General features: G+C 51.8%; 16 protein-coding genes. 9 read left to right on the top strand and 7 right to left on the bottom strand.

Annotated elements, in window-relative coordinates; all coding sequences use genetic code 11:
- Positions 1–82: 82 nt before the first annotated feature.
- The 6 genes from kdpE to kdpF are packed head-to-tail and all read right to left on the bottom strand — an operon-like array spanning position 83 to position 7905.
- The gene (gene kdpE / locus AC0IXI_RS17295) at positions 83–760 is read right to left on the bottom strand and encodes a two-component system response regulator KdpE (RefSeq protein WP_134183745.1); all 678 of its coding nucleotides are present in this window, start codon (positions 758–760) and stop codon (positions 83–85) included.
- Complete coding sequence (gene kdpD, locus AC0IXI_RS17290; protein WP_471682834.1) at positions 757–3444, bottom strand: two-component system sensor histidine kinase KdpD; 2688 nt, start codon at positions 3442–3444, stop codon at positions 757–759. The genes kdpE and kdpD overlap by 4 nt, the downstream gene beginning before the upstream one ends.
- A gap of 36 nt (positions 3445–3480) precedes the next feature.
- Positions 3481–4056 carry a potassium-transporting ATPase subunit KdpC gene (kdpC, locus tag AC0IXI_RS17285; protein ID WP_134183741.1) on the bottom strand — a complete coding sequence of 192 codons (576 nt, stop codon included), beginning with the start codon at positions 4054–4056 and terminating at the stop codon, positions 3481–3483.
- A gap of 12 nt (positions 4057–4068) precedes the next feature.
- Positions 4069–6117 (bottom strand): potassium-transporting ATPase subunit KdpB, encoded by a 2049-nt coding sequence (gene kdpB / locus AC0IXI_RS17280; protein ID WP_413497970.1) that lies wholly within the window; start codon positions 6115–6117, stop codon positions 4069–4071.
- A gap of 13 nt (positions 6118–6130) precedes the next feature.
- Entirely contained in the window at positions 6131–7816 is a 1686-nt protein-coding gene (gene kdpA, locus AC0IXI_RS17275) for a potassium-transporting ATPase subunit KdpA (protein WP_422568622.1), read from the bottom strand.
- Positions 7816–7905 (bottom strand): K(+)-transporting ATPase subunit F, encoded by a 90-nt coding sequence (gene kdpF, locus AC0IXI_RS17270; protein ID WP_081908377.1) that lies wholly within the window; start codon positions 7903–7905, stop codon positions 7816–7818. Before kdpF ends, kdpA begins: the two co-directional genes overlap by 1 nt.
- A gap of 521 nt (positions 7906–8426) precedes the next feature.
- On the opposite strand from kdpF, the gene AC0IXI_RS17265 reads away from it, so the two are divergent.
- Entirely contained in the window at positions 8427–8633 is a 207-nt protein-coding gene (locus AC0IXI_RS17265; RefSeq protein ID WP_034456665.1) for a YbfA family protein, read from the top strand.
- Between the two features lie 91 nt (positions 8634–8724).
- Here the strand turns inward: AC0IXI_RS17265 and AC0IXI_RS17260 are convergent, their stop codons facing one another.
- Positions 8725–10143: a phosphoethanolamine transferase gene (locus AC0IXI_RS17260; protein ID WP_166671954.1), complete on the bottom strand. Its 1419-nt coding sequence runs from the start codon at positions 10141–10143 to the stop codon at positions 8725–8727.
- 363 nt (positions 10144–10506) lie between these two features.
- On the opposite strand from AC0IXI_RS17260, the gene AC0IXI_RS17255 reads away from it, so the two are divergent.
- The 8 genes from AC0IXI_RS17255 (at position 10507) to menE (ending at position 18645) form a co-directional block, all read left to right on the top strand.
- Positions 10507–10956, top strand: coding sequence for a GNAT family N-acetyltransferase (locus AC0IXI_RS17255; protein WP_134183733.1), 450 nt, complete (start codon positions 10507–10509; stop codon positions 10954–10956).
- A gap of 81 nt (positions 10957–11037) precedes the next feature.
- Complete coding sequence (elaB, locus tag AC0IXI_RS17250) at positions 11038–11337, top strand: stress response protein ElaB (protein ID WP_064517114.1); 300 nt, start codon at positions 11038–11040, stop codon at positions 11335–11337.
- 231 nt (positions 11338–11568) lie between these two features.
- Positions 11569–12870 carry an isochorismate synthase MenF gene (menF, locus tag AC0IXI_RS17245; protein WP_134183731.1) on the top strand — a complete coding sequence of 434 codons (1302 nt, stop codon included), beginning with the start codon at positions 11569–11571 and terminating at the stop codon, positions 12868–12870.
- Positions 12871–13015: 145 nt separating this feature from the next.
- On the top strand, positions 13016–14686 hold the full coding sequence (gene menD, locus AC0IXI_RS17240) for a 2-succinyl-5-enolpyruvyl-6-hydroxy-3-cyclohexene-1-carboxylic-acid synthase (protein ID WP_471682833.1): 1671 nt from the start codon (positions 13016–13018) through the stop codon (positions 14684–14686).
- Positions 14683–15465, top strand: coding sequence for a 2-succinyl-6-hydroxy-2,4-cyclohexadiene-1-carboxylate synthase (gene menH / locus AC0IXI_RS17235; RefSeq protein ID WP_471682832.1), 783 nt, complete (start codon positions 14683–14685; stop codon positions 15463–15465). Before menD ends, menH begins: the two co-directional genes overlap by 4 nt.
- Entirely contained in the window at positions 15462–16319 is an 858-nt protein-coding gene (gene menB, locus AC0IXI_RS17230) for a 1,4-dihydroxy-2-naphthoyl-CoA synthase (RefSeq protein WP_034456650.1), read from the top strand. Before menH ends, menB begins: the two co-directional genes overlap by 4 nt.
- Positions 16319–17284, top strand: a complete 966-nt coding sequence (gene menC, locus AC0IXI_RS17225; protein ID WP_471682831.1) for an o-succinylbenzoate synthase — start codon at positions 16319–16321, stop codon at positions 17282–17284. The genes menB and menC overlap by 1 nt, the downstream gene beginning before the upstream one ends.
- Positions 17281–18645: an o-succinylbenzoate--CoA ligase gene (menE, locus tag AC0IXI_RS17220; RefSeq protein ID WP_471682830.1), complete on the top strand. Its 1365-nt coding sequence runs from the start codon at positions 17281–17283 to the stop codon at positions 18643–18645. The genes menC and menE overlap by 4 nt, the downstream gene beginning before the upstream one ends.
- Positions 18646–18651: the final 6 nt, after the last annotated feature.

The following is an 18651-nucleotide window of genomic DNA, read 5'->3' as shown; positions in this document are numbered from 1 at the left end:
TCTGAAAAGGCGCCGGAAGGCGCCTTTTTTACGTCTGTTGTGTCGTAGGTCGCTACGCTAATCCGACCTACGAAATTCAGATTCAAAGCATAAAACGGTAGCCAATTCCGGTTTCGGTAAGCAGATGAGTGGGTCGAGCCGGGTCGTTTTCCAACTTCTGACGTAAATGCCCCATATAAATCCGCAAATAATGGCTGTGCTCCACGGCGTTTGGCCCCCAGACCTGGTTTAGCAACTGGCGTTGTGTCAGAACTTTTCCATGGTTATTGATAAGGGTGGCAAGCAGGCGAAATTCGATCGGTGTGAGGTGGATTTCCGTGCCATCGCGGGTAATGCGGCGGTTCGCGAGATCAACGCTGATATTTGAAAACTGATAAACCGGATCGGGTTGCGCAAGGCTTGCATGGCGACGTAAGACTACACGCAGTCGCGCTTGCAGCTCACCAATACCAAAGGGTTTGCTGAGATAGTCATCGGCGCCGGCATCCAGCGCGTCAATCTTCACTTGCTCATCGCTACGGGCAGAAAGCACCACAATCGGGGTCTGGCTCCACTGGCGAAAATCGCGGATAAAATCAATACCATCGCCATCGGGCAAACCGAGATCGAGAATCACTATATCGGGTTTACGCGTGGCGGCTTCCAGCAAACCACGTTGCAATGTTTCTGCTTCATGTACGCGCAGCGATTCAGCTTCCAGCGCGGTACGCAGAAAACGACGGATCTCTTTTTCGTCTTCAACAATCAGAACTGATATCACATAACCTCGTTCATCTCAGCCAGCTCAGGTGGTGGGGGCAGAGGTAAAATAACATGAAAACTGGCGCCACCTTCTGGTCGATTGGCTGCAGCAATTTTCCCATTGTGAACTTCGACAATCGCCCGGCAAATTGCCAGCCCCAATCCGACTCCAGGGATGGCTGACTCTTTTTTGCCTCGGGAAAATTTATCAAAAATCTTCTGTTCTTGCCCAACCGGAATGCCAGGACCACTATCCCAGACTTCAAGATCGAGTTTATCAGCCAATGGGTGCGCGCGGATGCCTATGTTTGCCTGAAAGCCTGTGTACTTCGCCGCATTTTCCAGCAAGTTTATCAGCACACGTTCAAACAACGGGCCGTCGACATGAATCAGCATCAGCGGGTCAGGCAAATCCAACGCAATATGCCGCCCACCCAAACCCGGCTCCAGCATCTTCAGCGCGCTGCCCACCACTTCTTCCAGCGTTAACCACTCTTTGCGCAGATTAAACCCGCCGGACTGAATACGCGCCATATCCAGTAAGTTGTTCACCAGGCGCGTGGTATTGAGGACGTGCTGGCGAATATCGTTTGCTTGCGGAGCGTGTTTCGAACCTTCAGAGGCTAGATCTAACGTCAGAATTTCTGCCTGACCAAACAGCACTGTCAGTGGTGTGCGCAAGTCGTGTGAAAGTGCTGCAAGCAACGAGTTGCGCACTTGTTCTCGCTCACTGGAAAGCCGGGCTTGTTCTTCACTGGCGGTCAGTAACAATCGCTCCAGTGCAGTCGCCGCCAGTAACGTGAAGGTCTCCAGTAACCGTTGCTGCTCGGGGATCATTAACTGGCGCAAATTACTGGGTTCGACAATCAACAGGCCGAGAGTTTTTTCCGGCGTTTTTAGCGGCAGAATTTGATACGGCACGCCGGGCAGTGTATCTGTCCCGGCACCGGCTGGTTGGCCTTTATCAAAGCTCCAACGCGCGATAGCTTCGTCCCAGTTTTGAGGTTCACCCCTGGCATTTACCCGCTCTAATTGGCCATTTTCGTTGGGCAGCAACAACTGTGTACGGGCATTGAAACTGTTATTGATAAATAGCTCGCTGGTGGCAGCAATATCTTGCGGAGTACGTTCTGCGGCGAGGGCTTTCGACATCTCATAAAGATGACGAGTGCGCTGTTCGCGATAACGGGCAATTCGTGCCTGATAACGCACACCTGCGGTGAGATTACCGATAACGAGGCCGACCGTTAGCATTACGGCAAACGTTAGCAGGTACTGAATATCAGAAACCGCCAGCGTGCCGTGAGGGGCAATAAAAAAGAGATCAAAACTAAGAACGCTAATCACAGTTGCCAGCACCGAAGGCCAACGCCCGTAGAATAGCGCGACGATAACGACACCTAGCAAATAGAGCATCACCAGGTTGGCGGCATCGAAGTCCATCAGCCACTGATTGGCAATAAACGTTGTGATGGCACACAAAGCAATCGCCACCCCGCAGCCGCGTAATTGTACGCGCCATTTTTCCGCAAAGCTGCGCGAGTCCAGGGCCGATGGTGATGCTGACGTAGGTTTATCGTCGAGGGCGACGATCACTAAATCGAGGTCTGGGGCACGGCGGGCTAAACGGTCGGCAAAGGATTCCCTGCTCCAGAAGCGACGCGTGGTGCGCCTGCCGATAATAATTTTGCCGAGGTTGTGCTCGCGCGCGTAACGCAAAATCGCTTTATCTTCTGCCGGGTCGGCAAGTGTGGTGGTCTCTGCCCCCAACTCTTGAGCGAGTCGAAGCGAAGCTAAAATAGCGCGACGTTGATGTTCAGGTAAACGGTGAAGCTGTGGCGTTTCGACATACACAGCATGCCAGATGCTACCTAGTTTTGCTGCCAGGCGTGCGGCGGTACGAACCAGTTTCTCATTGCCAGAACTGTGGCCGATACACAACAAAATGGCATCACGCGTGTGCCAGACTTTCTCTTCACCCTGATTATCACGCCAGGCCCGCATTTGGTCGTCAACGCGATCGGCGGTGCGGCGCAGTGCCAGTTCACGCAGCGCAATCAAATTCCCTTTACGGAAGAAGTGTTCAATGGCGCGTTCAGCCTGGCCTGCGATATAAACTTTGCCTTCGTGCAGGCGCTGACGTAAATCATCAGGCGGCAAATCGACCAGCACGATTTCATCGGCCGCATCGAAGATGGGGTCGGGAACCGTTTCGCGCACCTGAATACCAGTCACGCCGCCGACAATGTCGTTGAGGCTTTCAAGATGCTGCACGTTGACGGTGGTGAACACATCAATACCGGCGTCCAGCAACTCTTCCACATCCTGCCAACGCTTAGGGTGACGAGAACCTGGCGCATTGCTGTGCGCCAGTTCGTCCATCAGAATCAGGGCCGGGTTACGCGCCAGTGCAGCGTCGAGGTCGAACTCATGAACCCAGCGTCCACGATGGTGCGTGCGCTTGGCGGGCAGCAGATCCAGCCCGTCAAGCAATGCAGCCGTCTCTTTACGCCCGTGAGTTTCCACCACGCCAATCAGAATACCTAGCCCTTGTGCGCGCAGGCGCTGCGCCTCCTGGAGCATGGCATAGGTTTTCCCTACACCCGCACAGGCACCGAAAAATATTTTCAGCTTCCCGCGTGTTGGGCGGCTAACCTGCTCTAGCAGCTTATCTGGATCGGGGCGCTGTGGTTCCTGTGTCATAACAACTCCTTTGAACCTGACTTGGGTAGATGTCGCTTACGGTGCCTGCAAAGCATCCAACGCCACGTTAACCAACAACACATTCACCACCGGTTTACCGAGAAAACCGACCAAAGGCTGAGTGGTATTTTCGGCTATCAACCGTTGGATTTGTTCAACCGGCAGATTGCGTGCTTTAGCGATACGCGGGATTTGCCAGGCAGCCGCTTGCGGGGAAATCTGCCCGTCCAGGCCGCTGGCTGATGCGGTCACCAGTTCGACGGGAACCGCTGGATTAGCCTGCGGATTTGCCGCGCGTAACGCCGCAATACGTGTCGCGACCACCTTATCCAGCTCTGGGTTACTTCCCGCCAGGTTGCTACCGCCTGAAGCCATGGGATTATAGGGCGTTTCAGCCGTAGCAGAAGGGCGGCCTTGTAAATACTTCGCCTCGGTGAAGTTTTGCCCAATCAACTTCGAGCCACGTACTACCGTGGTATCAATAATCAATGAACCATTGGCTTGCGCCGGGAACCACCACTGGGCTAGCAGCGTTGTCATTAGTGGGTACAGCCCCCCTGTAATCAGGGTGAGCAAAATCAGTAACAGTATAGCGGGACGTAAGGTAGACATTTGTTTTTCCTCTTAAACCAGGCCGCAAACGGTTAGCAGCAAGTCGATAGCTTTGATACCAATAAACGGCACAATTAATCCGCCGAGGCCATAAATCCACAGATTGCGGCGTAACATCGCTGCGGCACTGAGCGGTTTGTAGCTCACGCCGCGTAACGCCAGTGGAATCAAAAAGATGATGATTAACGCGTTAAAAATTACCGCACTTAAAATCGCCGACGCAGGGGAGTGCAGGTGCATCACGTTTAGCGCATTGAGCTGCGGGTAAGTCGCGGCAAACGCGGCAGGGATAATCGCGAAGTATTTCGCTACGTCGTTGGCAATACTGAAGGTGGTCAGCGAGCCACGGGTCATCAGCATCTGTTTACCGATGTGCACCACTTCAATCAACTTGGTAGGGTTAGAATCCAAATCCACCATGTTGCCCGCTTCTTTTGCCGCTTGCGTGCCGGAGTTCATGGCCACCGCCACATCCGCCTGCGCCAGCGCCGGGGCATCGTTGGTGCCATCACCGGTCATTGCCACTAAACGGCCTTCCGCCTGATACTGGCGAATTAGCGCCAGCTTGGCTTCTGGTGTTGCTTCCGCGAGAAAATCATCAACACCCGCTTCGGCAGCAATTGCTGCCGCCGTCAGACGGTTATCCCCGGTGATCATCACCGTTTTAATCCCCATCTGGCGCAGTTGTGCAAAGCGCTCTTTAATACCGCCTTTCACGATATCCTTCAGGGCGATAACGCCGAGCACATTGGCACCTTCTGCCACCACCAGCGGTGTTCCGCCAGTGCGGGCAACACCTTCTACCAGAGTGTCGACCTGCGGCGGGAAGTGTCCGCCGTTCGCCTCAACGTGGCGACGAATAGCATCCACCGAACCTTTGCGAATCATGCGGTCCTGAATATTGATGCCACTCATGCGGGTTTGCGCGGTAAACGGCACAAAGGTGGCATGCAGGTTTTGCACGTCGCGTTCGCGTAGGTTAAAGCGTTGTTTTGCCAGCACCACAATGCTGCGGCCTTCCGGCGTTTCATCAGCAAGAGACGAAAGTTGTGCCGCGTCGGCCAGAGTTTTTTCATCAATACCGGGTGCAGGCAGGAAATCAGAAGCCTGACGGTTACCAAGCGTTATGGTGCCGGTTTTATCCAGCAGCAATACATCGACATCGCCCGCTGCTTCAACGGCACGCCCGCTGGTGGCAATCACGTTGGCACCCAGCATACGGCTCATCCCGGCAACACCAATCGCTGAAAGTAGCCCGCCGATGGTGGTGGGTATCAAACAGACCAGCAGGGCAATCAGCACTGTAACGCTAACTGCCACACCACCGTATTGCGAGAAGGGCCACAGCGTGGCGGTTGCCAGTAAAAAGACGATAGTCAGCGCCACCAGTAAAATCGTCAGCGCGATTTCGTTCGGTGTTTTACGGCGTTGCGCACTTTCCACCATCGCAATCATGCGGTCGAGGAAGGTTTCACCCGGATTCACGCTGCACTGAATCACCAGCCAGTCGGAAAGGATACGCGTCCCGCCAGTCACCGAGGCAAAGTCGCCACCCGATTCACGGATAACTGGTGCGGATTCGCCGGTAATCGCGCTTTCATCGACCGACGCACCTCCTTCCAGCACTTCACCATCACAAGGGATAATGTCGCCCGCTTCAACCAGCACAATGTCGCCTTTACGCAGATCTGCGGCGGGTACGTGGTCCATTTGCGCATCATGGTGAGGAGCGCGTAATTTGCGCGCCCAACTGGTTTTCTTCACCCCTTTCAGGCTATTGGCTTGCGCCTTGCTACGGCCTTCAGCCAGCGCTTCGGCAAAGTTTGCGAACAGTACGGTAAACCACAGCCAGATGCTGATGGCTAAGGTAAACGGAGCATCGCCCTGAAGTTTTCCACTGAACATGGCAATGGCCAGAAGCGTAGTCATCACGCTACCCACCCAGACGATAAACATCACCGGGTTACGCCATTGCACCTGCGGGGTAAGTTTTTTAAAGGAATCTATTAGCGCCTGACGAATCAGTGCTGGTTCAAATAGCGCCTGTTGCTTGCGACTCATGGAAGCCTCTTAATCACAAATTCACGAAGGAAAGGTGTTCCGCAACCGGGCCTAATGCGAGGGCGGGGATAAAGGTCAGTGCTCCAACTAACAATACGGTACCAATCAGCAGGCCAATAAATAGCGGGCCGTGAGTCGGCAGCGTACCGACGCCTGCGGTTTGCGACTTTTTAGTGACAAGCGTTCCGGCAATCGCCAGCACCGGCACAATCACCGCAAAGCGGCCGAACCACATGCACACAGCCAGAAGCACGTTCCAGAAAGGCGTATTGGCGCTAAGTCCTGCAAATGCGCTGCCGTTGTTATTAGCGGCAGATGAGACGGCGTAAAGCACTTCGCTAAAGCCGTGGATGCCAGAGTTGAATATCCCGGCTCGACCAGCCTCAGTCATCATCGCAAGGGCGGTACCGAGCAGTACCAACGTCGGGGTGACGAGGATCGCCATCGCAGTCATTTTCATCTCCGCAACGTCGATTTTTTTACCGAGATATTCCGGCGTGCGGCCAATCATCAACCCGGCGATAAACACCGTCAGCAAGACAAACAACAGCATGCCGTATAGCCCGGAGCCGACGCCGCCAAACACCACTTCACCAATCTGCATCAGCCACATTGGGATCATGCCGCCTAAAGCCGTGAAGGAGTCATGCATTGCATTAACAGCGCCACAAGATGCTGCAGTGGTAATCACCGAAAACAGGCTACTGGCCAGAATGCCAAAGCGGCTCTCTTTACCTTCCATATTGATATTGCTATCCGCGCCAAGCTGCATGAAATGCGGGTTACCTTGTGTCTCAGCCCACATCACCACCACAACGCAGATAACAAAAATGATACCCATCGCCCACAAAATGGCGCGCCCCTGGCGTTTGTCGCCCACTGCTTCACCAAACGCAAAACACAGAGCGGTTGGGATCAGGAAGATCGCCAGCATCTGCACAAAGTTGGTCAGCGCCGTTGGGTTTTCGAACGGGTGAGAGGAGTTAGCGTTAAAGAAACCGCCGCCGTTGGTACCGAGCATTTTGATAGCTTCTTGCGAAGCCACCGGTCCCATCGGCAAGACATGCTGCACACCTTCAAGCGAGGTGAACGGCTGATATGCGGCGATGTTCTGCAAGGTTCCCTGGCTAACAAAGAACAGTGCAATCAACAGTGAAATCGGCAGCAGGATGTAAAATGTGATGCGAGTTAAATCGACCCACGCGTTACCCAGCGTAGTGGCGCTATGGCGGGAAAATGCGCGAATAAGCGCAAACACCACGGCAATACCCGTTGCGGCGGAAAGGAAGTTTTGCACCGTCAAGCCAACCATCTGGCTGAAATAACTCAGCGTGGTTTCGCCACTGTAGGATTGCCAGTTGGTATTGGAGACAAAACTAACAGCGGTGTTTAACGCCAGATGCCAGGAAAGGCCAGGCAATTGCTGCGGGTTAAGCGGCAAACTCCCTTGCGTCATTAAGATGAGGAAAAGCAGTAGTAGACCTAAAACGTTGAAGGCCAGGATCGCGGCAAGATAGCGTTTCCAGCTCATTTCAGCCGTTTCGCTTCCCAGCACTTTCCACATCACCGACTCAACACGACCCACGCCCGGCAGCGGTTCTCCTTCAATTAACCGTGCCAGCACGCTACCCAGCGGTTTTGCCAGTGCAAAAAGTACCAGCAGGAAGCTGGCAATTAATAAGAATGCAGAAGCGGCCATTAGAACGCCTCCGCATTAATCAGGGCATAAATTAAGTATCCCAACAGCATAAATACCAGCACTACACCTGCAATTAGTCCTGCGCTCACAGTCCACCCCCAGTTGCCCGTCATACTTCGCGTTGCAGGTGTGTAGGCTCTTCTCGTTCACCCTTAAGTCATTCATCGGGATTCGCTCGATTGCCGCGTTACTCGGCAGAGCCTCGCCCCGTAGGGGCCAGCGCAAGCGCTGTTCAAAAGGATTAAGCCTTTTGTCCTGCAACTCGAATTATTTAGGGCTGATAAGTAATTGGAATAAGTGTGAAAGTTTCGGTGCAAAGATGTCGTAAAAGTCTGAGGGCGGGGTGTAAAAAAAGTATAAAAATGCCATATATCCGTCGCCCTTCAAGATGCGGGGGGATTTGGTATAAAGCCATTAATTAACTAATGGTTAGTATTTATTTAACTATTTTGTAACTTTATTACACCGGGAAATGTAAATTAGTGGCAAAAAGTGTCCTTTAGTGGTCGGATGAGTAGTAAACTTTCAGCCAATGCGATACTATTTTGGCCAGATAACAAGTTCCAACTTCCCGGTTTTTGCTACCGGTCACAATTTAAGGGAGAAGCCTATGACTCTATATAAAGACTATCCATTGCATCAGGTCATCCTGCGTCGCACTTTTGTTGTTGTAGCAGGTGTTCTGGCTTTGCCAGTGATGCTGTTCTGGAAAGATCGCGCCCGTTTCTACAGCTACCTGCACCGCGTCTGGTCTAAAACCAGCGAAAAACCAGTTTGGATGGCTCAGGCTGAAGCCGCATCCGCTGATTTTTACTAAGCTTGCTGAGAAGTCATTACTACGGATACAAAACATCAAAGCCCCATCAGTTCACAACTGATGGGGCTTTTTTACGGCTGATGGACGCGGATTAATGTGCCAGCTCTTTCCAGTTATAAATCTGATTGGTGGTATCCATTACGGGCGCTTTTCCTGCCAGCCTGTTAGCGATGTGTTGCACTGTTTCTTCAGGCCTATCTCCAGGTAGTAAAATCCCCATCCAGCGACGCATTAATTTATCGTTATTGGCGGTTGAATAAATATCCTCTACCGTTCCGGTATCCGGGTTATTAACCTGCGGGCTGTACCAGATAAACATGGGCACTTCAAAAGCGTGCTGGCTTGGTTTTACCCCACCATGATGGTAAACCACGCTTTGTATCGGTTCGCGTTCCAGTGCATGATCGGAAAAATAAGCGACAGAAGCTCGCCTGTCTTTCAGCAGCGCGAAAATATTGCCCAGTAGCTTATCAGTGAAGCGGATTGAGTTGTCATAACAGGCATCAATACCATCGCTTTGCGGCGTGAATAGTGCGTCAGTTGCTGGAAAACGTGTACATTCCGGTTCATGGCTACCATAAATATGCAGCACAATGAGCTGTTTACCTTGATGGTTTAATGCCTTGCGCAAGTCAGGTAATAACGCATCATCATAGCCATCTTTAACCCAGTGTTTATGGGCGGCATTCATCGCGATACCGGTAATCGCGTTATTGTAGTCACCCAGCATCCCTTGCTTGCTAAACCACGATGTATCAAAACCCGCCTGATTAGCCAGATTAATAATATTGTCCGAATAGTGCTGGATATTATGGTTTATCACGGTATCGGCTGTGATCGCCAGCGGCACGGCGGTAATGGTGATAGGTGCTCCGCTAATGGCATGATTCCACAGTAGCAGATGGCTGCGTTCAGCTTCTAATTGCGGTGTGGTGGGTTGCGGGTAACCATAAATACTCATGTTTTCGCTACGTGCGGACTCCCCGATAACCAACACATAAGTATCAATCCCGGTTTCCTGGGTTTGCAGGGAGTAATCGGGAATCTGGCTTGCGATCTGCTTAATTAAATGTTGATCGCTCCATGCCTGAAGAAAATATTTAGTATTACTTATGGGTAAATAGTTCATGACACGCGCGGTGATACTTCCCTGACTGTTTTTCTTAATATGATGGACAGTCGCTTGCACAATATTACTGATAAGTAAAATGGCTAATAAATAAAACGGGTATTTTGCCAGCCATTTACTGCCAGCAGCAGGCATCATCGCAACGCTGCCTAATAACAAAATGACCAGCGCCAGAAAACCTAAACAGTATTTTTGGTATAACCACAACATCGCGCTGATTTCGTGGCTATCACTATCCAGAATGCTCATCGCAAAGCCATAGCTAAACCCGGAGCCAAAGGTGCCTCGCGCATAGAACGTCAGTGTGACATCCCATGCCACCCACAATATTGGCAACACTGCGGCTAATAAGCGGACGAGTTTATTTTTAATTAAACTCAAAGATAACATTAACAATACAAATATTATTAATCTTTGAAACATAACATGTGCCGGAGCAAACAAAACATTAGCTACAGCCACAATCAATATACCTATCCCCAAAGGAATAAATTGGCGTGCTCTACTTAACATATAAATAACATCCGCGCAGAATTACCGTTTTAAACGGTTTTATTAAATTTGCTATCAACGGGCATTAATATACTTAAAGGCATCAATAAGCATAGATATATTCATTTGATGAATTGTTTCTTTGACATGCGTCAGTAAGTCATCTGAACAACAACGCCCTCGGCACTGTTATTTATCGCGCAAAATGTGTGAAGATAAGGCACTACTCATCGAAATCACTGGGGCAGCAGCATGTTGATTTGGCAGGATTTACACCATTCAGAATTGAGCGTAACCGATCTCTACACGCTTCTGGCGCTACGCAATGAAGTGTTTGTCGTCGAGCAGAATTGCCCCTACCAGGACATTGATGGTGATGATCTGGTGGGTGAGAACCGCCATATTCTTGGTTGGAAGGGCGGGAAATTGGTGGCCTATGCCCGTATCCTGCAAAGCGACAGCGAGTTTGAACCGGTAGTGATTGGCCGTGTCATTGTCGATAAAAGCGTGCGTGGCGAAAAACTGGGTTACCAGTTGATGGAACTGGCGATGGCTTCGTGCCAGCAGTATTGGCCAGAGAAAACAGTCTATTTAGGCGCTCAGGCTCATCTGCAATCTTTCTACGCCCACTTCGGGTTTACCCCAGTTACTGACGTGTATGACGAAGACGGTATTCCCCATATCGGTATGGCAAATCGTTAATGACAGATTAATCGCCAGGTAAAAAGCACTAGTGTTGTCTATAGTTAGCGGACGAGTATTTTTTAAACACGGAGAACAGTGATGCAACCGTATGAATCTCGTCTTGATGATGATTTAACTCTGCTTAGTGAAACGTTAGAAGAAGTGCTGCGTTCCTCAGGCGATCCTGCTGACCAAAAATACATTGAGCTGAAAGCACGTGCAGAAGCGGCGCTCAGCGAAGTCAAAGCCCGGGTCAGTAGTGCGTCGGACAATTATTACTATCGTGCAAAAAAAGCCGTTTATCGCGCCGATGATTATGTGCGTGAAAAACCATGGCAAGGAGTTGGCGTTGGCGCTGCCGCTGGTCTGGTACTAGGGCTTTTATTAGCCAGACGCTAGATACCCTTCGCCCTTCAAGTTGCAGGGGCGTTGGCTGCTCTCGTGCACCCGAATCACTTGACTTCAGTAAGCTCATCGGGATTTACTCGATTGCCGCCTACCTGCATCTCGAAGTAACTTGGGTATAATAATTGCGTCGAGTGCCAGCAGAAAAATCTTACCCATTGGGTGGGATTTTTTTGCCGCCATGACCACGTATAATCAGGGGTTTTCAGGGAAGGTGAGGTAAACGTGAATTCAGTTGTCGTCGCGCTGCAACAGTTACAGCTTGCATTGAACGCAGAATTTGCGGATGCACCGGGTTTACAGCAATTATCTTGTGCTGTCACCCTAAGTGATGCCTCTGATGCACTCGCATGGTTGGCCAGCCAGCGTCTTTATCCCCAGTTTTACTGGCAACAGCGCAATGGCGATGACGAAATTGCCGCCCTCGGTGCTGTGCGTCTGTTCGATACCTTAGATGCCGCCGGGGCATTTATTGATGACTATGCCGACCAGCCAGCTGTTCGTATTACTGGCGTAAATGCATTTTCACCCACCAGCAGTTTTTTATTTCTCCCACGCCTCGAATGGCGGCGCATCGGTGGCGATGCTTTTCTCTACCTTAATATTTATAGCGAAACTTCCCTGCAAGATGATGCGCGGGTAGCCCTTCAATTCCTTGAAAAAATGCTGCCTGCAAAGCAATTGCCATTGCAGCGTTTAAATTGTGTCGGTGAGCAACATATTCCAACGCAACCAGAATGGAATCAGTTAGTTGACCGTGCAATATCTGCCATTGAGCAGCATGAGCTCGATAAAGTCGTCCTGGCGAGAGCCACCGATCTGCAATTTACTACCGCAGTTTCCGCAGCCGGATTTATGGCGGCCAGTCGCCGGGTGAACCTGAATTGCTATCATTTCTTGATGGTGTTTGATGGCAGCCATGCGTTCCTTGGCTCGAGCCCAGAACGCTTGTGGCGGCGCATTGATAGTGCTTTGCGCACCGAAGCGCTAGCCGGAACGGTCGCTAACCATCCCGACGATCATCGAGCCTGGTCTTTGGGGCAGTGGTTGCTTAAAGACGATAAAAACCAACGTGAAAACATGTTGGTCGTTGAAGATATTTGCCAGCGTTTGCAAAAAACGGTGGGGGCTATTGATGTATTGCCGCCGCAGGTGGTGCGCCTGAGAAAGGTACAACATTTGCGCCGTTGCATCTGGACCGATTTGGCTCAGCCTGACGATGCTGTATGTCTTGCAATGTTGCAACCTACTGCCGCTGTAGCCGGGTTGCCACGTGATGTGGCACGCGGGTTTATCGCCCATAATGAACCGTTTGAGCGTGAATGGTATGCGGGTTCGGCGGGTTATATCTCGCAACGGCAGAGTGAGTTCTGCGTTGCTTTACGCTCGGCAAAAGTAATCAATAATATGGTGCGCTTATACGCCGGAGCTGGAATTGTCGCAGGTTCTGATGCGGCGGAAGAATGGCAGGAAATAGAAAATAAAGCCGCCGGGTTGCGAACGTTGCTAACAAAATCAACGTTCTAAACTATAGGCATGTCTGAGACAATTCGGACTTAATCGTGCTTGTTGCCAACAAAAATGCAGTTTGAAGGGTATTACCGACCCATATCAAAATAACCGTTCCAGCAATAATTATAATGAGTCAGCAAAATTGACTCAGGACTGAATCATGTCGATAAGCTCGTTTAACCGCCGTTGGGCTACGGTAATCCTTGAAGCGCTGACTCGCCACGGTGTGCGCCACGTCTGCATCGCTCCCGGTTCGCGTTCTACACCTCTGACCCTTGGGGCGGCTGAAAATCGGGCTTTTATTTGTCATACCCATTTTGACGAACGTGGTTTAGGTCACCTGGCATTAGGTCTGGCAAAAGCAAGCCAGGCTCCCGTCGCTATTATCGTGACTTCGGGTACAGCGGTGGCCAACCTCTATCCGGCAATTATTGAAGCCGGTTTGACGGGCGAAAAACTGGTGGTTCTTACCGCTGACCGCCCACCGGAACTTATTGATTGCGGCGCCAATCAGGCGATTCGCCAGCCAGGGATTTTTAGCACCCATCCTACTCAATCGATTAATTTACCTCGCCCAACGCAGGATATTCCTGCGCGCTGGTTAGTTTCGACTATCGATAACGCGTTGGGCCAGCAGATGGCTGGTGCGGTTCACATCAATTGCCCATTCGCCGAGCCGCTGTATGGCGAGCCTGATGAAACTGGCATGAGTTGGCAACAGGCATTGGGCGACTGGTGGCAAGGTGATAAACCCTGGTTACGTACGGGCCTGACTCAGGAAGTGCTTAAACAGCGTGACTGGTTCTTCTGGCGTCAAAAACGTGGCGTTGTAATTGCCGGGCGTTTGAATTCTGAAGAAGGAAAACAGGTCGCTGCATGGGCGAAAATGCTCGGTTGGCCGTTAATTGGCGATGTGCTATCGCAAACTGGGCAGCCGTTGCCATGTGCAGATTTATGGCTGAGCAACAGCCAGGCAGTGACAGAACTTGCCGAAGCACAAATTATTATTCAGTTTGGCAGTAGCCTGACCGGAAAACGCGTTCTGCAATGGCAAGCGACCTGTGAGCCTGAAGAGTACTGGCTGGTGGATAATCTCCCAGGCCGGCTTGATCCCGCGAATCATCGTGGCCGTCGCTTGTGTTGCGATATTACACAATGGCTGGAACTTCACCCCGCTGAAAAGCGCGCGGCGTGGGATGAGAAATTAACTACGCTTGCAAAAATAGCTCAGCAGGCGGTGAAAAAGGGCACTCTTGAATTCGGCGAAGCCCAGGTCGCGGCGCGACTGGCTGAATTATTACCGGAAGCCGGGCAGCTGTTTGTCGGCAATAGCCTGATTGTTCGTCTGGTCGATGCTTTTGCGCAATTGCCCGCTGGTTATCCGGTATTTAGCAATCGTGGTGCGAGCGGTATCGACGGCTTACTTTCAACAGCTGCTGGCGTGCAACGAGCCACCGCGCGCTCGACGCTGGCGATTGTTGGCGATCTCTCGGCACTTTACGACATCAACTCACTGGCATTATTACGTCAGGTTTCCGCTCCCTTCGTTTTGCTGATCGTCAATAATAATGGCGGGCAAATATTCTCGCTGTTACCAACGCCGGCAGACGAACGCGAACGCTTCTATACCATGCCGCAAAACGTCAATTTTGCCCACGCAGCAGCGATGTTCAGCCTCTCCTATAACAATCCGGCAAGCTGGGATGAGTTGCAGGAAGCCGTGACCCATGCCTGGCGTTCTCCTCATGCGACCATCATTGAGCTCACCGTTAGTGAAACTGACGGTGCGCAAACCTTGCAGCATTTGCTCGCACAGGTTAGTCAGGCATGATTCTGCATGCTGTTTTTCATGAAGGCCGCGATGCCAACTTGCCGTGCCTGGTCTGGGTGCACGGTTTTTTAGGCAACCGGAAGGAGTGGGAAACTTTCAGCGAACATTTCACCGATTGGCCGCAACTCTTCATCGACTTGCCCGGTCACGGGAAATCAGCCGATATTACGGCTGAAGGCTTTGCTCAAGTCGATAAATTACTGCGAAATACGCTTGTTAGTTACAACATTCTAAGTTACTGGCTAATTGGCTACTCTCTTGGTGGACGAGTGGCGATGTATCATGCTTGTCAGCTTGAGAATTCCGGTTTGTGCGGCTTGATTGTTGAGGGGAGCCATCCTGGACTTACGGATGAGACTGCCCGCCGAGAAAGAAAAAGTAGCGACCAGCAATGGGCGCAGCGGTTACGCACACAACCACTAAAAGAGGTGCTGAACGACTGGTATCATCAAGCTGTTTTCCAGTCGCTCAATGATCAGCAACGCGCTTCGCTTATCGCACAACGCAGCCAGAATAATGCCCAAAGCCTTGCCGCAATGCTTGAGGCGACGTCTCTTGGCAACCAACCAGATTTAAAGGCTACGCTCAAACAATTGCCGTTGCCTTTTTACTATTTTTGCGGTGAGCGGGATGAAAAATTCCGCGCCGTGGCAACCAGCCTGGAATTGTCACCGCAGCTTATTACTGCCGCAGGCCATAATGCACATCGGGAAAACCCAATTGCTTTCACAGCCTGCCTGCTCAATTTATTGCGAAAACCTATCGAGGAAACACCATGATTTATCCAGATGAAGAAATGCTTTATGCGCCAGTTGAATGGCAGGATTGCTCGGAAGGTTACACCGATATTCGCTATCACAAATCAGCTGACGGTATCGCTAAAATAACGATCAACCGCCCTGAAGTGCGTAACGCATTCCGCCCGTTGACCGTAAAAGAGATGATTAATGCGCTGGCTGATGCCCGTTACGACGACAACATTGGCACCATCATCCTGACCGGCGAAGGCGAAAAAGCTTTCTGCGCAGGCGGCGATCAAAAAGTACGTGGCGATTACGGTGGCTACCAGGATGCAAGCGGCACCCATCACCTGAATGTGCTGGATTTCCAGCGCCAGATTCGCACCTGTCCAAAACCAGTTGTGGCGATGGTTGCGGGTTATTCCATCGGTGGTGGTCATGTACTGCATATGATGTGCGACCTGACAATTGCTGCTGAAAACGCGGTATTCGGCCAGACTGGCCCGAAAGTGGGTTCATTTGACGGTGGCTGGGGTGCTTCTTATATGGCGCGTATCGTCGGCCAGAAAAAAGCGCGTGAAATCTGGTTCCTGTGCCGCCAGTACGACGCAAAAGAAGCGTTGGATATGGGCCTGGTGAACACCGTTGTGCCGAATGCAGATCTCGAAAAAGAGACCGTGCGCTGGTGCCGCGAAATGCTGCAAAACAGCCCAATGGCGTTGCGTTGCCTGAAGGCTGCTCTAAATGCCGACTGCGACGGTCAGGCAGGTTTACAGGAACTGGCTGGCAACGCCACCATGCTGTTCTACATGACTGAAGAGGGTCAGGAAGGTCGCAACGCGTTCAACCAAAAACGCCAGCCGGACTTCAGCAAATTTAAACGGAACCCGTAATGCGTAGCGTCGAACTGTGGCGCTTTCAGGTGCCGATGGATGCGGGTGTGGTGCTGCGTGAGCGGCGCCTGAAATCACGCGACGGGCTGTTAGTGTGCCTGACAGATGGCGAAAAACAGGGCTTCGGCGAGATCTCACCGTTGCCTGGTTTTAGCGTAGAAACTGTCGATGACGCATTGAACGTGGCACAAACCTGGTTGCAAGCCTGGCAAACAGGCGCGGAAATCGACTTGCCAGAAATGCCATCGGTGGCGTTTGGCCTGAGTTGTGCGCTGGCCGAAATCAGCGGTGAATTGCCTCAGGCGGCGGATTACCGCGCGGCGCCCTTGTGCACCGGTGACCCGGACGAACTGTTTGCCATGCTGGCTGCTATTCCCGGTGAGAAAATCGCCAAGGTGAAAGTGGGTTTGTATGAAGCTGTGCGCGACGGAATGGTGGTCAATCTTCTGCTGGAAGCGATGCCAGATTTGCGTCTGCGTCTTGATGCCAACCGTGGCTGGACACCGCTCAAAGCGCAGCAGTTCGCTAAATACGTCAATCCTGATTTCCGACCGCGAATCGCGTTTATCGAAGAACCGTGCAAAACCCGTGAGCAATCCCGTGAGTTTGCCCGTGAAACGGGAATTGCGATCGCCTGGGATGAAAGCCTGCGTGAGCCTGATTTTGAGTTTGCCGCCGAACCTGGTTTGAGTGCGGTGGTTATCAAGCCGACCTTAACCGGTAGTCTTGAGAAAGTGCGCCAACAGGTTGAGCAGGCTCATGCCCTGGGATTGACGGCGGTTATCAGTTCTTCGATTGAGTCGAGCCTTGGCTTAACACAATTGGCGCGTATTGCCGCGTGGCTGACGCCGCAAACGTTGCCTGGCCTCGATACGCTGTCGTTGATGCAGGCACAATTGGCGCGCGAATGGCCTGGCAGCCCATCGCCGTGCTGGTCACTGGAATCTCTTGAGCGAGTGTTATGAGTTTTCAAGATTTCCCCTGGCAGTATTGGGCACAAATTCGTGGTGACCAACCAGCACTTACGTTAGGCCATGAAAGCCTGAATTGGTGCGAGGTATGCCAGCGCGTTGATGCGCTGGCAGGGGGCTTCCGCCAGCAGGGTGTGCTTGAAGGGCAAGGCGTTGCGCTACGTGCGAAAAACAGTCCGGAAATGGTTTTCGCACTGCTTGCGTTGTTGCAATGTGGGGCGCGTGTATTGCCGCTTAACCCACAGTTGCCTGCACCTGTGCTCGAACAGTTACTTCCCACGCTGACTATCAGCCATGCCTTGACCTTTGATGTGCCGCTTACTGTTGCCAATATCAACCCATTAACTCTGCTGGAAAGCGAACCTTTCAAGGTTGAGTGGCAGCCTGCAAGGTTTGCATCGATGACGCTTACCTCCGGCTCAACGGGCTTACCCAAAGCGGCGGTTCATACCAGTGATGCTCATCTTGCTAGTGCTGCAGGTGTGCTGGCGGTGATGAACTACGGCGCGAATGACAGTTGGTTGTTATCACTACCTCTGTTTCATGTCTCCGGCCAGGGCATTTTGTGGCGCTGGCTGCTGGTGGGTGGTTGCATGGTAGTGCGCGATTTACATCCTTTGAGTGATGCGCTGCAAGGCTGTACGCATGCGTCACTGGTGCCGACCCAGCTCTGGCGCATGCTTGAGCAATCTCCTCCGGAATCCTTGCGTGAGGTGTTGTTGGGTGGTGCGGCAATTCCCGTTGAGCTCACGCAAGCGGCGCAGGAAAAAGGCATCAATTGCTGGTGTGGTTATGGGTTAACGGAACTGGCCTCAACGGTCTGCGCCAAACGTGCTGATGGGTTGCCTGATGTGGGTGAAGCTCTGCCAGGCCGGGAAGTGAAAATCGTTGATCAAGAAGTGTGGATTCGTGCCGATAGCCTGGCATCAGGCTACTGGAAAGAGGGTGTTGTCGTACCGCTGGTTAATTCCCAGGGCTGGTTTGCAACACGCGATCGCGGTGTTCTGAATGCGCACCGTCTAACGCTTATTGGCCGCCTCGATAATCTGTTTTTCAGTGGTGGGGAAGGTATCCAACCAGAAGAAGTTGAGCGCGTGATTGCAGTTCATCCCGCGGTGAAACAGGTTTTTGTCGTACCAATCGATGATCCCGAATTTGGCCAACGCCCGGTTGCGGTGGTTGAAGCCGACGAGGATTTTGACCTGTCGCTATTGTCTGAGTGGTTGCCGGGAAAAGTAGCCCGTTTTCAGCATCCGGTGCGTTGGTTGCGCTTGCCTGATGAATTCAAGCAGGGCGGGATTAAGATTTCGCGAGTGCAGTTAAAGTTATGGGTAAAGCGGGTGGCTACAATTTAATGCCAC

This window comes from Buttiauxella sp. AC038 (assembly GCF_979253565.1).
Note: the sequence above shows the minus strand (reverse complement) of the source record. Positions and strands in the feature narration are given on the sequence as shown.

What these genes read in the sequence shown, in the direction of transcription:
- kdpD (WP_471682834.1), bottom strand. Translation starts at nt 3,444, where the DNA reads ATGACACAGGAACCACAGCGCCCCGATCCAGATAAGCTGCTAGAGCAG.
- kdpC (WP_134183741.1), bottom strand. Translation starts at nt 4,056, where the DNA reads ATGTCTACCTTACGTCCCGCTATACTGTTACTGATTTTGCTCACCCTG.
- kdpB (WP_413497970.1), bottom strand. Translation starts at nt 6,117, where the DNA reads ATGAGTCGCAAGCAACAGGCGCTATTTGAACCAGCACTGATTCGTCAG.
- kdpA (WP_422568622.1), bottom strand. Translation starts at nt 7,816, where the DNA reads ATGGCCGCTTCTGCATTCTTATTAATTGCCAGCTTCCTGCTGGTACTT.
- AC0IXI_RS17265 (WP_034456665.1), top strand. Translation starts at nt 8,427, where the DNA reads ATGACTCTATATAAAGACTATCCATTGCATCAGGTCATCCTGCGTCGC.
- AC0IXI_RS17255 (WP_134183733.1), top strand. Translation starts at nt 10,507, where the DNA reads ATGTTGATTTGGCAGGATTTACACCATTCAGAATTGAGCGTAACCGAT.
- elaB (WP_064517114.1), top strand. Translation starts at nt 11,038, where the DNA reads ATGCAACCGTATGAATCTCGTCTTGATGATGATTTAACTCTGCTTAGT.
- menD (WP_471682833.1), top strand. Translation starts at nt 13,016, where the DNA reads ATGTCGATAAGCTCGTTTAACCGCCGTTGGGCTACGGTAATCCTTGAA.
- menH (WP_471682832.1), top strand. Translation starts at nt 14,683, where the DNA reads ATGATTCTGCATGCTGTTTTTCATGAAGGCCGCGATGCCAACTTGCCG.
- menB (WP_034456650.1), top strand. Translation starts at nt 15,462, where the DNA reads ATGATTTATCCAGATGAAGAAATGCTTTATGCGCCAGTTGAATGGCAG.
- menC (WP_471682831.1), top strand. Translation starts at nt 16,319, where the DNA reads ATGCGTAGCGTCGAACTGTGGCGCTTTCAGGTGCCGATGGATGCGGGT.
- menE (WP_471682830.1), top strand. Translation starts at nt 17,281, where the DNA reads ATGAGTTTTCAAGATTTCCCCTGGCAGTATTGGGCACAAATTCGTGGT.